Here is a 14,160-nt window from a genome sequence, read left to right as displayed (position 1 = left end):
CCGGAAGGCGCCCTACGCGCGTGCCCTGTGCCCTTCAGGCCGCCACCGACTCCTTGTCCTCCGCGGAGGCCTTGCCGCCGTCCCACTCGTCGTTGACGTTGTGGTGGCTGACCGGCGTCCGGCGGGACTGCAGGTACAACAGGACGGATCCGATCACGAGCAGCGCGAAGACGATCACGACGCCGGGGGTGCCGCCGATGCCCTGGGCGACCCCGTAGCACCCGGCGCCGACGAGTCCGGCGGCCGGCAGGGTCAGCAGCCACGCGGTCGCCATCCGGCCGGCGACGCTCCAGCGCACCTCGGCGCCCTTGCGTCCCAGGCCGGTGCCGAGAATCGAGCCTGTCGCCACGTGGGTTGTCGACAGCGAGTAACCGAAGTGGCTGGAGAGCAGAATCGTCGCGGCCGAGGACGACTCGGCGGCCATGCCCTGCGGAGAGTCGATCTCGACCAACCCCTTGCCGAGGGTCCGGATCACCCGCCAGCCACCGAGGTAGGTACCCAGGCTGATCGCGATCGCGCAGCTCAGGATCACCCAGAACGGCGCCTCGGACCCGGCGTCCACCGTGCCGTTGGCGATGAGAGCCAAGGTGATGATGCCCATCGTCTTCTGCGCGTCGTTCGTACCGTGCGCGAGCGAGACGAGCGACGCCGACCCGATCTGGCCGATCCGGAATCCGTGGCTGCGCGGCCGGTCCGGGACACCGCGGCTGAGTCGGTAGATCAGATAGGTTCCCACGGTCGCGATGAGGACGGCGATCACCGGGGACAGACCGGCCGGAATGATTACTTTCGAGACGACTCCGTGCCATTTGACGCCATCCGTGCCGGCGGCTGCCATGGTCGCCCCGATGACCCCACCGATGAGGGCGTGAGAGGAACTGGAGGGTATTCCGAAGAACCAGGTCAGCAAATTCCAGGTTATGCCCCCTACCAGGCCGGCGAACACCACCGTCAGGGTCACGAGATGGGTGTTGACCAGGCCGCTAGCAATCGTTGCGGCCACGCTGAGCGACAGGAAAGCACCAACGAGATTCAGTGCACCGGACAGGGCGACGGCAACCTTGGGGGGCAGTGCCCGTGTCGCGATCGAGGTCGCCATCGCATTGGCGGTGTCATGGAACCCGTTTGTGAAGTCGAAGGCCAGCGCGGTCATGACTACCAAAACCAGGATGCCGTCGTTCACGCTGTCTGTTGTAGACCCGAAGTGGGCTGATGTCGACCCGTCGGGAACATCCAGAACAGGGCATCGAATGATGTTCGCTGCCGTTCACCGGCCATTAATGCAAAGAACCTCCGCCGGTTGGTTTATTGAGTGATGCCTGGCCGTCGGTGGTGGTCGCGTCGGATTTCCGCCGTCCGCCCAGGCGGGTGACCGTCGCCCGGTCGAGGCCCGCGGCGGCGAGCCGCGGGTCGTCCAGCAGGCCTGCGTCCAACGCCCGTAGGACATGCCCGGCCAGGGCCCGCCCGGTCGCCGGTTCGTCGGCGACCGCGCCGGACTGCCGGGCGGCGGCGTAGTCGGCCAGCCGGGAAAGCGCCCCGTCGAGCCCGGCGAGCAGGCAGCCGGCGACCGCCGCGTGCCGGCTCACCAACTGCCCGGGATGCAGGTCCCAGCCCTGGTAGAGGCCACGGTGCCAGGCGCGGCGGACCAACTCGGCGTGCCGGTGCCAGGCGCGGCGCACGTCGTCGCCGCAGGCGCCCGGCCGCTCGTCGCCGTCGACGGGCAGCAGGTTCGACGAGCCATCCGCGACGTCGAGGCCGGTGCCGGCCGCCGCGAGCTGCATCATCGTCGTGGCGAACTCCACCGCCGGATGGTCGCTGGCCTGGTGCGCGGCCGTGATCCCGAGTGCCGCCGAGTAGTCGTAGGTGCCGACGTGTAGCCCGACGAGGCGTCCGGGGCCCAGGCCGAGGCCGGTGCGCACCAGTTCGGGCAGGGCGAGCACGGCGGCCGGCGTCTCGACCTGCACCTCGAGGCCGATCGGGTCGAGCCCGAGCCGCCGCTCCAGCTCACCGAGGACGTCGGCGAAGACCCGAAGCTGCCGCGGGTGGCTGACCTTGGGCAGGGTCAGCACCAGGCCGGGCGGCGGGGAGTCGTCGCCGACGAGCGCGGTGAGGAACAGGTCGAGGCTGCGCAGCCCGCGGGCGCGGACCAGCGGGTCGAGCGACTTGGGCCGCAGCCCGTAGCGGGCGGGCAGGGTCCCGGCGGCGGAGGCGGCGCGCAGCGCCCCGGCCGCGCGCACGGCGTCGGCGTCCTCGGCGTCGTCCGGCCGCAGGCCGTAGCCGTCCTCCAGGTCGACCCGCAGGTCCTGGATCGGCTCGGCGACGAGCACGCGCCGGGTGTGGGCGTGGACGGCCGCGGCGATCTCGGCCCGCGGGTCGCCGCCGGTCGCCGCGGCAAGGGTCGCCGGGTCGGCGCCGTACGCCGCGAGCAGGGCGCGGGCCCGCTCGCCCCAGGCCGGCACGACGTCGGGGACCATCTGATCGGCCGGCAGGTAGCAGGTGTGGACGGGCTGGCGGGCGCCGGTGTCACCCGGATGGCGGGCGGCGAGGGCCGCGTCGACCGGGTCGAGGGCGGCGGTCAGTCGGGCGACGACATCGGGCGGCAGCGTCGGCATTACCCCAGTCTCCGGCCCTCGCAGCTCAGGGCGCCGGTGGACGTTCACCGGTACCCGCCTCCACCGGCGGAAGGGCGGCGCGGGCCAGCTCCAGGCCGACGACCAGCCTGTCGTAGAACACGCTCATCCGCGTCCCGCCGATCGGGCGGCCGTCACCATGGCGGTGTCGACGCCCACCGGCCCGAGAACGTTCGCGCCACCCGGGGCGCCGATCGGCTTCGGCCGACCGGGCAGGGGACGGTAGAAGAACGCGTGCGCGTCGCCGAGGTGGGCGTGGCCGTCGCCGTCGAGGTCGCGCTCCCACGCGATCGCGTCGACGGGGCAGACCCGCGCGCAGGCGCCGCAGTCGATGCACTCCTCCGGATGGATGTACAGCTTGCGTCGGCCCTCGTAGACGCAGTCGACCGGGCACTCGTCCACGCAGGACCGGTCGGTGACGTCGATGCAGGCCGCGGTGATGACGTAGACCATCGGCGCGCTCAACCCCGACCAGCGGTCGGCGCGGGCGCGGGCGGGGATACGGCGTCGGCCGGGGGTGCGGGGGCGGCCGGGAATGAAGCCGCCGCCGGCGCTGGGCGCACCGATCGGGGGGGTCGATGCGCGGCACCGGCGGCGGCGGTCTCGGTGGGGGACGTCCGGCTTCCCGCGCCCGGACCATCATCGCTCAGCTCGCCGGACTCGAGGGGGTCAACTCCGTAACCCGGTCCGAACTGCCCTGTCGCTTTGTACCAAATGCCCCCTCGGAGGCAGCCGACCGGGGTCAGCCGGCGCGGGTGGGAGATGGCCTCGAAACCGTCCGTGAACGAGAACTCGGCCGTCTCCACTCGCAGGACGCTGACCTCGGCATCTCGGCCGACGTCGAGGGAACCGAGCTGCGCCGACCGCCCGATCGCCGCCGCGGAGTTGGCCGTGGCCATCGCGATGACGTCGACGAGGTCGACCCCGAGCGCCCAGATCTTCGACATCGTCTCGGGCAGCGACCAGACCGGGCCGGCGGTGTTGAACAGGTTCAGGTCGGTGCTGATCGTCGTGGGCAGGTAGCCGAGGTCGAACAGCGCCCGGGCCGCGGCGAAGCGGAAGTCGGAACCGGAGTGCCCGACGTCGAGGCGCAGGCCCGCCTCGACCGCCGCGGCGAAGCGCCCGTCGACGGCGGTGTCGTCGTCGACGAGGATCCCGGAATGGCCGCGGAAGGCGTGCGTGACGATGTCGCCGGGGCGCAGGGCGGCGACCGCGTCCAGGTTGGCCAGGCTCGGCGTGTAGGGGTAGCGGCCGAGATGCACCATGATCGGCAGATCGCCGGCGATGGACTTCGCGCCCTCCAGGAACGGGGACGTCCGCGGGTCGTCGGTGACGGTGGCCCGCACCTTGAATCCGACGATCATGTCGCGGTGCGCCTCGACGGTCGCGGCGGTGGCGTCGAGGTCGAGGTTGCGGGGATCGCCTGCGATCTCGAGCCGGTGCGCGAGGAAGTCCTTCGTCGCCAGGTACAGCAGGCACGGGTCGAGGAAGGCGAGCACCCGGGTCCGCACGGTGGGGCCCTCGACGAAGGCCCGGGCCAGGCCGAAGGTCCGCACGCCGGAGGTGCCGCCGTCGACGACGACCGGGACGCCGACGTCGACGCCGGCCCGGTCCGGGTGCACGCAGAAGTCGCCGAGCCCCGGGTAGACGTGGGTGTGCAGGTCGATCAGCCCCGGCGTCACGATCAGGCCCCGGCAGTCGACGACCGTCGCCCCACCGTTGTCCTCGCCCTCGCCGGCCCGGTGCGCATCCGCCTCGCCGGCCCGGTGCGTGTCCGCCTCGTCGGCGGGGACGACGGCGCTGATCCGGCCGTCGACACAGACCACGTCCGCGATCCGGTCGACACCGTTCGCCGGGTCGATCACCCGGCCGCCCGCGAGCACGGTCACCCGTCGTCCCGCGCCGGCTGCCATCCCGTCCCGCACGCTGCCCTCGGACATGCTCCTCCGCGTCCCGTGCGCCAGGACGCCGCTCGTCGGGCGGCGTCGCGGCCGACACCGTCGTCGGCGAGCCGAACCGTTCCGCCCGATCGTCCGTCACCGCCGCCGAGCCCGTCCAAGACGCAATCGGCCAGTGCGCGATAGAGGTTCGCCTATGGGCGTCTCGGCGGCCAGGGGTTCCGGAGATCGACGGGGGATACAACTACGGGCATGCGGGGATGGCTGAACCTTCGCCAGGCGGCCTATTTCATCGTGGTCGCCGAGGAGGAGTCGTTCACCCGGGCCGCCGCCCGCCTGCACATCGCCCAGCCCTCGCTGTCCCAGCAGATCCGCGCGCTCGAACGCCAGCTCGACGTGATCCTGCTGGAACGGACGTCGCGCGGGGTGCGCCCCACCGCGGCCGGGCGGGTGTTCCTCGACGGCGCGCGCTCGGCGGTCGCCGCCGCGGAGGGTGCGGTGGCGCGAGCCCGGGCTGCCGCGGGCCACGGCGGCGGGGCGTTGCACGTCGCGACCGTGACGTCGCTGGCGACCTGGGTGCTGCCGCGGGCGGTCGCGCGCTGGCGGCCCGGCCACCCCGGCATCTCCCTGCGCATCACCGAGTTTCCCGACCGCCGCACGCTGGAGGCGTTCATGGCGGGCGGCGAGGCCGACGTCGGCATCGGCCCGCGCCCGGCGACCTGGGCGGGGCCGGTCCGCTGGCTCGGCCACGAGCGCTTCGTCGTCGTGGTCCCCGAGGCCGACCCGCGCGCCGGGCGGGCCGGGGTCGCACTCGCCGTGTTCGCCGACCAGGACTGGGTCCTCTACGCCCCGGACCACGGCCTGTCCGAGCTGGTGCGGGAGGCGTGCGCGGCCGCCGGCTTCACCCCGCGGGGCGTGGTGGAGACGCGGCAGGTCGACGCCGCGGCCCGGCTGGCCGCCGCCGGGCTCGGTGCGGCGCTGGTCCCCGAGCCCGCCGTCCCGAACGATCTCGCCGCCAACCGGGTCGACCTCGCCGAGCCGCCGCTGCGCGAGGTCGTCGCCTACGCCCGCGCCGCCTTCACCCCCGCCGCCCTCGGCTTCGTCGACCTGCTAGTAGGACTTTGTTAGATCGTTGATCGACTGGTTTCGAGGTGCGGATCCGCTTCTGGTTGGCTGCCTGCTGTGACACCGGAGGAGATGGCGGCGGTGCGGCCGGTCGTGGAGGAGTTCGCGGCACGGATGCTCGCCGATCTACCGCGCAAGGACCAGCGGGCGAAGGGCGAGCTCTACGTCCGTGGGCTGATGCTCGACGGGAAGCGTAAGAGCCTGCAGCCCATGGCCGAGCGGCTCGGGGTCGATCATCAGGGGTTGCAGCAGTTCCTGCGGAACTCGACCTGGGAGTACAGCGAGGTCCGCCGCCGGCTGGCCGGGTGGGCGGTCGAGTTCGTCCAGCCCGAGGCGCTGGTCTTCGACGACACCGGCTTCGCCAAAGACGGCTCGGCCTCGCCGGGGGTGGCCCGGATGTACTCCGGCACCCTCGGGAAGGTCGGGAACTGTCAGGTCGGGGTGTCCGTGCACGCGGCGACGGACTGGGCGTCCGCCGCGTTGGACTGGCGGCTGTTCCTACCCGCCAGCTGGGACGACACCGGGCTCGACGACCCGGACGAGGCCACCACGGTGCGGGCCCGCCGTGCCCGGGCGCAGATCCCCGACGTCGCGCGGCACCGGGAGAAGTGGCGCCTGGCGTTGGACATGCTCGACGAGGTCATCGGCTGGGGTGTGCCCGCCCGGCCGGTGCTCGCCGACGCCGGTTATGGCGACTCGGCGCTGTTCCGCCAGGGCCTCACCGACCGCGGCCTGGTCTACGCGGTCGGGGTCACCCCGACCGCGACCGCGCACCCGGCCACCGCCGAACCCGTGTGCGCGGCCTACTCCGGGAACGGCCGTCCACCCGTGCCGGCCTACCCGGACCCGCCCCGCACGTTGAAAGCGCTGGTCCTGGCCGCGGGACGGGGCCAGGCGCGGTGGGTGACCTGGCGGCGTGGCACCCACCACGGTCCGGACAACCCGGCCGCGGTGATGCGTTCACGGTTCCTGGCCCTGCGGGTTCGCCCCGCCGCCCGGGGCGTCACCCGCGACACCGACCGCGTCCTGCCGGAATGCTGGCTGCTCGCCAAATGGCCTCCCGGCCAGGGCGAACCCACCGACTACTGGCTGTCCACCCTGCCCCCGGACATCCAGCTACGCCGCCTGGTCCGGCTCGCGAAACTGCGCTGGCGGATCGAACACGACTACCGCGAGCTCAAGGACGGCCTCGGGCTCGACCATTACGAAGGCCGCTCGTTCGACGGCTGGCACCGCCACGTCACCCTCACCTCCCTGGCCCAGGCCCTCTGCACGCAGCTACGCCGAACCCCAAAAGCCCCTGCGCCGGCCTGACCCTCTACGGAGTCCTCCGCACGCTCCAGACCCTGCTCAACGTCTGGACCGGCGCCTGCCGCACCTGCCACCAATCCTACGCACCATCATCAGTCAAACCGGCTGGAGTCACCTAACAAAGTCCTACTAGTCGCCCTCGACGTCGGCCTCACCCGGCCCCCGGGCGGTTCCGCCTGAGTGCCGCAGCCGGAGCAGGCCGAATCCTCGCCTGCCCGACTTCTGGCTGTCCGGTCCCGCCTCGTCCGGCATCCTCTCCGGTTCCTTGCCCCACCGACATTTCGGTGCGGACGGTTACGAGCAGGGACGCCGGCCGCGCCCCGGCCGGCGCGATGTGCTTCTGTCGGACGGACGGAGGCCGTTGGGACGAGTGCCCTCGTTCCGCCCTCTCCGCCCTTCTTCGGCGAGCCGGTGACGGTTGCAGTCCTGATCATTATTTCCTCTTCGTGGGCATCCGGAATGGTGGACGGACTGTCTGCGCTATGACGGCGGGATGATTCGTGCCCGCGTGATAGTCCATTGGTAGCGTCTACCCAGGGGATGTGGATCATTCCATTCGATCACCCACTCGCCGGTGCTGCGTCGAGTCGGCGTGCCGGTTATACCGAAATCGTTCTGCTCCCGCACGCCGGGTCGGTAGCCGGCGTCGGCGAAGATGAATCGAATGCGGAAGTCGACCATCGGCGACTTTCCGCCGTACGGCATGGTGTCGTTCCATACCAAAAGATCCTCGTCCTTGGCGCGCAGGTCACTCCACAGCCCCTTCGGTTGGTATTCGAAGCGCCAGGTCGCCGGCTTCGTCAGGGCCGGATTGAAGATCAGCCACACCCCCGTGAACTCTGGCGTCGGGATCGGTTCCTGGCGGACGACCACGGGTCCGTCGTCGCTGTCGTCCACCTGGCACCTGAATGATATGGCGGCGAGTCGCCGAGGATGCCTTGATCCGTAGGGCAGGATCGGTCTCACCAGCCGATCGACTACCTGAGGTTTGGGAATCACCTGTACCTCCTCGCTGATGCGGTCCTCCTCGTCCTTCGAACCGATAAGGATTTCCACGGTTACCCGCTCCTCGTTGAGTGACGCCCGGCGGGATGTGACGTCCAGAATGTTCTTTTCCAGGACCTCTTTGGACGTCTTCTTCGTCTGCATCGCTTCTCTGGCGCGGAGGAGGAACAGGGGAACCATGTAGGCGGCCAGGCAGCCGGCGATGATTCGCCAGGTCAACTGGGCGTGGCCGGCTGTCCAGTCACCCAGGCTGACGATGCTCGTGCCGACCGTGCACAGGAATGTCACGGCGTCATGGATCCGGACCCAACGGCTCCGATCTTCGGCACCGTTCATAACGATGTCCTTCTGGGGCAGGAAAGGGGTGGGCAACATATTCTTTCGCGTGAATTCGAGATGAGGTTCCGGCCTGCTGGCCGTCCGTCGCCAGCGCGGCTGGCAACGATGCGTGATCACGCGTCATGCGTCCGCCGTCTGCACGGGCTCGGCGCAACAGTCGACGTGGCAACCACATGGGCGCCCCAGGGTATGGAATACGTACCGTAGCCACCTTGCATCCGGCGGATCTCTCCTGAGACACTCGACTACGGCGCGGTAGCAGCGCCAACATCCAAGTCTTGCTGGCTGCATACACGGGGGGAGCTGGATATGACAAGGGCTGCAGGTGTATCGGTGCTGACTGCCAAAGGCATATACGAGACGCCGGAGGGCGTCGGCGGCGAGGGCGGTCAGGCTGCGGAAGCCACGGAGCCGAACATGCGCGATGCGGTTCGCCGCGGTCCGTTCGGCGACTCGGTGCCGGCGTACGTCTTTGTCCTCGCCGCGCTCGGCTCGATACTGCTTCTCGTCGCTCTACTCCTGACGCCGCTCAATCGCTGACCAGCAAGTGTGGCGTCCTGCACGCTTCGGGCAGCGACCCCACGCCTGAAGTAGATTGATCGGCCTGCCTCGCAGCCGTCCGTGGGGCTACGACCGGAGGCGTGGGCCGTGTCGCCTGGCGGCTCTGCTTGGGCTCGGAGTGCGAGTGGTTAGCGGGTTCGCAAGGTACAACGCTGGACCTCTTCTCGCTGTACAGGCTGAGAGCTGTTCCATGCCGACGGGGATCCCTGCAAGATCACGGTGGCGCCTTGTGGGCTCGGAGTGATCTCTTTGCGACGCTGTGCTCGTACGATACTGCCTTTCGGGCGATAGGCAAAACTAACGACCACATACTCCTGAGTAACGTGTGCGCCGCCTCGGTCGGGACATCGCGGTATTTCTGACGGACCCCTTAGTCGGCGTCCCATTTGAGTTTCCGTTGGGCCTGATTATGTTTCGCATTGGGAGCTAAATTTCGTCGGATGACCCAGTATGTCCATATTGATCCTTATTTGACGTCGCCGACGGCCGGTAGATTGCATAATTCTTTAAGCTCTTTAAGAAGTGGCTGGTCCATGAGGCCGCCTCGTGGGCGTGACGCGACTTGATCTTCTCTGGCGCCCGGATCGGTCAATCGATTGCCTCTGGGTGATCTGACGCGTCGGCGGTGCCGAGCGCCCTGGCACGACGGCACCGTCGTCGAGCTTGCCCTGTCAACCCGATGCGGTGTTGGGCCACCAGGGTCAGGGCGTCGGGATGTCGAGTGTCGGGTCTCGGAGTGGCGGGACCGTGATCGTCGTCGTCGGGCCGCTGGCGCCGTCAGCTTTAGATGCCTAGGGTGGTGACATATATACGCTGACCTGGATGGCTGAAGGGTCTGGGCGGGTCGATCCGCCAGATCCGTGGGAGGGACAGGCCCCATGACCGATGCGCAGAGCACGGTGACTGACACGCAGATCACTCCGGTCACCGAGTTGCTGAACGAGCTGCTCGGCAGCTACTGGGCGGGCTACGCCCAGCACCGCACGCACCTCGTCCTGGTCGAGTCCTGGGGCCTGCACGGTCTGGCCGCGGGCATGGCCCAGCGGATCGCCGACGAGCCCGTCACCATCGCCGCGGTGCTGAACCGGCTGCTCGACCTCGGCGGCCGGCCGGACTTCGTGGTGGCCAAGCCGGCCATCGGGACGTCGCTGCGGGAGGTGCTGGAGAACGACCTGGCGGCCCAGCGCGGCGCCCGTCCCGGCCTGAACCAGGCGGCGGAGGTCGCCGCCGCCGAGCACGACGCGACCACCCGCATCCTGATCGAGACCGTTCTCGCCGACGAGGAGCGGCACCTGGCCTGGCTCGACACCGAGCTGTCGCTCTACCACCGGCTCGGCGAGCCGCTCTACACGGCGCAGCGCCTCGCCGTGGCCACCACCGGCCAGTCGCCGTCGCCGGCCTGAGCACGTCTCCGCTTGTCCGGAGGCGTCGGCGCCCGACTTATCCCTCTGGATGTGCAGGTCCCTGTGGATGTGCAGGGGGCAGGCGGGGGCGCAGGGTGTCGTCGGCGGCGTGGATGCGGGTGCGCAGGGCGCGGGCGTCGTCGTCGGGGAGCCAACTCGCGGTCACGCCGTCGAGGGCGATCGCCACCATGTCGTCGAACGAGTAGCCGAACGCGGCCGCCACGGAGGCGTACTCGTAGCCGAGATCCAGATCGGTCAGGGCCGGGTCGTCGGTGTTGAGTGTCGCGAGCAGGCCGGCGGCGCGCATCTCGGGGTAGGGATGGTCGGCGAGTGCCGGGAAGGCGTTGGCGATGCGGATGTTGGAGTTCGGGCACACGGTCAGCCCGATCTGCTCGGCGGCGAACCGCCTGACCAGCTCGGGGTCGTCGACCAGGGACAGGCCGTGGTCGACCCGCTCGGCGCCGAGCACGTCGACCAGCGTCGCGATGGCCGCCGGCGGGCTGTTCTCGCCCTGGTGGCCGGTGCGCCGCAAGCCGTGCCGGGCAGCGAGCCGGTAGGCGTCGGCGAAGGAGGCCGGATCCACCCCGAGCTCGGTGGAGTCCATCCCGACGCCGAGCACCCGTTCGACGCCGGGTGTCCCGGCCCGGCGCAGCCGGACCAGTTCCTCGACCATCGTGACGCCGGCGGACGGCCCGAAGGCCCGGTCGATGTCGGCGATGAGCATCGCGACCGAGCCGGTCTCGGTCTCGGCCGCCGCCAGGCCCTCGCCGAGCCCGGCGACGATGTCACCCAGCGCCGAGCCCGCGGCGAGGTGACGGGCGGGGGTGAAGAACAGCTCGGCGTAGACCCGGCCGTGCGCCGCCGCGTCGAGCACGCTCTCGTAGCCGAGCCGCGCCCAGTCGTCCCGCGTGGTCAACGTCGACTGGACCAGCCAGAACACCGAGAGGAACTCGTCGAGGGAGCCGTAGGAATACAGCTCGGTGACGTCCGTCGTGGGCAGCCGGATGCCGGCCCGGGTGGCGAGTTCGACCACGGTCGCCGGGCGCATCGTCCCCTCGACGTGGCAGTGCAGCTCGACCTTCGGCAACACGTCGAACGCGTCGGCGAGTGTCAGCGGCGCCCCGCTGGCCGGCCCGTCCCTGCTCATCGGCGGCTCCTCGCCATCGGCCGGCCATTGATCACCGCTCGTCGGCGGGTCCTGGCCTGTCGGCCGGCCGTCGATCATCGACCCACCGTCGCCGTGCTGGGCGCGGCGGTCGGATGGCCCGCGCCCGCTGCGCTGCCGGCGGCGGGATCGATGCCGGCGTCGTCGAAGGCACTTTGGATGCCGGCGGCGAGCGTGCGGTGCCGGTCGAGCATCGCGGGCAGGTCGGGGTGCACCGGCCGGCCGTCCTCGACGACGAGCCGGCCGGCCACGACGGTGTGCCGGGCGGCCACCGGGCCACAGCGCAGCCAGGCGTCGATCGGGTCGGACAGCGCCCCGGCGAAGGCGACCCCGTCCAGGGGCCAGACGACCAGGTCGCCGACCGCCCCGACGGACAGCTCGCCGATCTCGCCGACGCGACCGAGGCAGCCCGCGCCGCCGCGGGTGGCGATCTCCAGCGCGTCGCGGGCCGACATCGACGCGGAGCCGTGCCGCAACCGGCCGAGCAGCATCGCCGTGCGGGCCTCCAGCCACAGCGACGCCGAGTCCGCCGACGACGAACCGTCGCAGCCGAGACCCACCGGGACACCGGCCGCCCGAAGCTCGGCGATCGGCGCGAGCCCACCACCGAGGATCATGTTGCTGCTCGGGCAGTGCGCCACCCCGGTGCCCCAGGCGCCCAGTCGGGCGACCTCCTCGGGGTTCGGGCAGATGCAGTGCGCCACCCACGCCCGGTCCCCGGCCCAGCCGACCTCGGCGAACTGGTCGATGGGCCGGCGGCCGAACACCGCGAGGCAGTACTCGTCCTCCTCGGGATCCTCTGCGAGGTGGGTGTGCAGGCGCACGTCGAGCTGCTCGGCGAGCTCGGCGGTGGCGCGCATGAGCGCCGGGCTGACCGAGAACGGCGAGCAGGGCGCGAGCGCCACGCGCACCATCGCGCCCCACGACGGGTCGTGATGGCGGGCGACCAGCCGGGCGGACTCGGCGAGGATCTCGTCGTCGTCCTGAACCACCGAGTCGGGTGGCAGGCCCCCGTCCTTCGCCGACAGCGACATCGACCCGCGGGTCGGGTGGAACCGCAGGCCCAGGGCCGTCGCCGCGGCGATCTCCGCGGAGATCAGGTCCCCGCCGCCGCGCGGATGCACATAGAGATGGTCGGTGGTCGTCGTGCAGCCGCCGAGCGCCAGCTCCGTGAGCCCGACGTAGGCCGAGACGTGCACCGCCTCCTCGTCCAGCCGTGACCACAGCGGGTACAGCGTCGACAACCAGGTGAACAGGGTGCCGCCCAGGGCCGGAGCGAAGGCGCGGGTGAGGTTCTGGTACATGTGATGGTGTGTGTTCACCAGGCCGGGCGTGACGAGGGCGCCGTCGGCCCGTAGGGTCCGCCGGGCCGCCGGTGGCGGGTCGGCGGGGCCGCCGATCGCACTGACCAGGCCGTCGGTCACCGCGACCCACCCGCCGCGGATCTCCCGACGGGCGGCGTCCACGGTCGCGACCAGCTCGGCGCCGACGACGAGCAGATCGGCGGAAACGGGAGCGGTGATGGGACGGGAGACGGCGGGGCCCCGCGTGGGTGCCGGTGTGGGCGGCGGTGCCGGTGTGGGCGCGGAGTGCGGCTCGGTCATGGCCGCCGATTCTGCGTCCCGCTCATTACACCCGGGTGACACCGGCCGTGTCCGGAGGTTCCGGCGTGCCCGCTGACCCGGCCGGATCCGCCGCGACGCAGGTCTCGGCGCCCGTCGTGGCGATCGACGATCCGGCGGATCCGCGCGTCGACGACTACGTCGCGCTCACTGATGTCGCCCTGCGGCGACGTCGGGAGCCGGCCGACGGATTGTTCATCGCCGAGGGTGAGCGGGTTATCACCAGAGCGCTGAGGGCCGGCTACCGGCCCCGTTCGGTCCTGGTCTCCCCGGCCCGGCTGGGCGCGGTGCCGGCGGACCTGCCTGCGGACGTCCCCGTCTACGTGGCCGGGGCCGACGTTCTCGCCGCCATCACCGGCTTCGAGGTGCACCGCGGCGCGCTCGCGTCGATGTGCCGGCGCCCACCGCTGGCCCCGGCGGACGTGCTCGCCGCCGCGAGGCGAGTCCTCGTCTGCGAGGACATCGTGAGCCACACCAACCTGGGGGCGATCTTCCGCTCGGCCGCCGGCCTCGGGATGGACGCGGTGCTGCTCAGCCCCCGCTGCGCCGACCCGCTCTACCGCCGCTCCGTGCGGGTCTCGATGGGCGAGGTGTTCGCCGTGCCCTACGCCCGGCTCGACCCGTGGCCGGGCGCGCTGGGCCTGCTGCGCGACGCCGGTTTCACCCTGCTGGCGCTGACCCCGGCCGCCGACGCCGCCGATCTCGGCACGTTCGCCGCCCAGCTCGACGCCGCCGGCCCGACCGACCCCGGCCCGACCGACTCCAGGCTCGCCGTCCTCGGGCCGGCCGTGGAGCCGGCGGATCCGGCCGCTGGGGCGTCGGCGCGCGTCGCGCTCCTGCTCGGCACAGAGGGGGCCGGCCTGTCCGAACCGACCCAGTCGGCGGCGACCGCGCGGGTCCGCATCCCGATGGCGCACGGCGTCGACTCGCTCAACGTCGCCGCCACCGCCGCCATCGCCTGCTACCTGCTGGGCCGGCGCTGACCACACCATCTGGCCCGGTGCGGTCGGCCTTGCCACCCTGCGCAGGTCGGTAACGACGTGCGCCACGGCCGGATCTTCGAGTGAATGATCTTCGATGACCCCGAGCAGACAGGACTTG

12 protein-coding genes are annotated in these 14,160 nt (G+C 71.3%); 5 read left to right on the top strand and 7 right to left on the bottom strand.

Annotated elements, in window-relative coordinates; genetic code table 11:
* Positions 1 to 34: 34 nt before the first annotated feature.
* The 4 genes from AC5R91_RS13160 to AC5R91_RS13145 form a co-directional block, all read right to left on the bottom strand.
* Positions 35 to 1,153 carry an inorganic phosphate transporter gene (locus tag AC5R91_RS13160; protein WP_495397436.1) on the bottom strand — a complete coding sequence of 373 codons (1,119 nt, stop codon included), beginning with the start codon at positions 1,151 to 1,153 and terminating at the stop codon, positions 35 to 37.
* Positions 1,154 to 1,277: 124 nt separating this feature from the next.
* A complete protein-coding gene (locus tag AC5R91_RS13155) occupies positions 1,278 to 2,612 on the bottom strand; it encodes a DUF6986 family protein (RefSeq protein ID WP_495397435.1) in 1,335 nt (444 codons plus the stop codon).
* Positions 2,613 to 2,735: 123 nt separating this feature from the next.
* Positions 2,736 to 3,083 (bottom strand): ferredoxin, encoded by a 348-nt coding sequence (gene fdxA / locus AC5R91_RS13150; protein ID WP_495397434.1) that lies wholly within the window; start codon positions 3,081 to 3,083, stop codon positions 2,736 to 2,738.
* 8 nt (positions 3,084 to 3,091) lie between these two features.
* Positions 3,092 to 4,570, bottom strand: a complete 1,479-nt coding sequence (locus AC5R91_RS13145) for an amidohydrolase/deacetylase family metallohydrolase (protein ID WP_495397433.1) — start codon at positions 4,568 to 4,570, stop codon at positions 3,092 to 3,094.
* Between the two features lie 210 nt (positions 4,571 to 4,780).
* Here AC5R91_RS13145 and AC5R91_RS13140 point away from each other — a divergent pair, with 210 nt between their 5' ends.
* On the top strand, positions 4,781 to 5,656 hold the full coding sequence (locus AC5R91_RS13140; protein WP_495397432.1) for a LysR family transcriptional regulator: 876 nt from the start codon (positions 4,781 to 4,783) through the stop codon (positions 5,654 to 5,656).
* Positions 5,657 to 5,710: 54 nt separating this feature from the next.
* Complete coding sequence (locus AC5R91_RS13135; RefSeq protein WP_495396546.1) at positions 5,711 to 6,967, top strand: IS701 family transposase; 1,257 nt, start codon at positions 5,711 to 5,713, stop codon at positions 6,965 to 6,967.
* A gap of 477 nt (positions 6,968 to 7,444) precedes the next feature.
* Here the strand turns inward: AC5R91_RS13135 and AC5R91_RS13130 are convergent, their stop codons facing one another.
* On the bottom strand, positions 7,445 to 8,305 hold the full coding sequence (locus AC5R91_RS13130) for a hypothetical protein (protein WP_495397431.1): 861 nt from the start codon (positions 8,303 to 8,305) through the stop codon (positions 7,445 to 7,447).
* 336 nt (positions 8,306 to 8,641) lie between these two features.
* Between AC5R91_RS13130 and AC5R91_RS13125 the strand changes: the two genes are divergently transcribed.
* A complete protein-coding gene (locus AC5R91_RS13125; protein ID WP_495397430.1) occupies positions 8,642 to 8,848 on the top strand; it encodes a hypothetical protein in 207 nt (68 codons plus the stop codon).
* A gap of 899 nt (positions 8,849 to 9,747) precedes the next feature.
* On the top strand, positions 9,748 to 10,272 hold the full coding sequence (locus tag AC5R91_RS13120) for a ferritin-like domain-containing protein (RefSeq protein ID WP_495397429.1): 525 nt from the start codon (positions 9,748 to 9,750) through the stop codon (positions 10,270 to 10,272).
* Positions 10,273 to 10,309: 37 nt separating this feature from the next.
* Here AC5R91_RS13120 and add read toward each other — a convergent pair whose 3' ends face one another.
* Positions 10,310 to 11,419, bottom strand: coding sequence for an adenosine deaminase (gene add / locus AC5R91_RS13115; protein WP_495397428.1), 1,110 nt, complete (start codon positions 11,417 to 11,419; stop codon positions 10,310 to 10,312).
* 74 nt (positions 11,420 to 11,493) lie between these two features.
* Entirely contained in the window at positions 11,494 to 13,041 is a 1,548-nt protein-coding gene (locus tag AC5R91_RS13110; protein WP_495397427.1) for an 8-oxoguanine deaminase, read from the bottom strand.
* Between the two features lie 65 nt (positions 13,042 to 13,106).
* Between AC5R91_RS13110 and AC5R91_RS13105 the strand changes: the two genes are divergently transcribed.
* Positions 13,107 to 14,042, top strand: coding sequence for a TrmH family RNA methyltransferase (locus tag AC5R91_RS13105; RefSeq protein WP_495397426.1), 936 nt, complete (start codon positions 13,107 to 13,109; stop codon positions 14,040 to 14,042).
* Positions 14,043 to 14,160 lie beyond the last annotated feature (118 nt).

This window comes from Frankia sp. BMG5.60, assembly GCF_059428125.1.
This window is presented reverse-complemented; position numbering and strand designations above follow the sequence as displayed.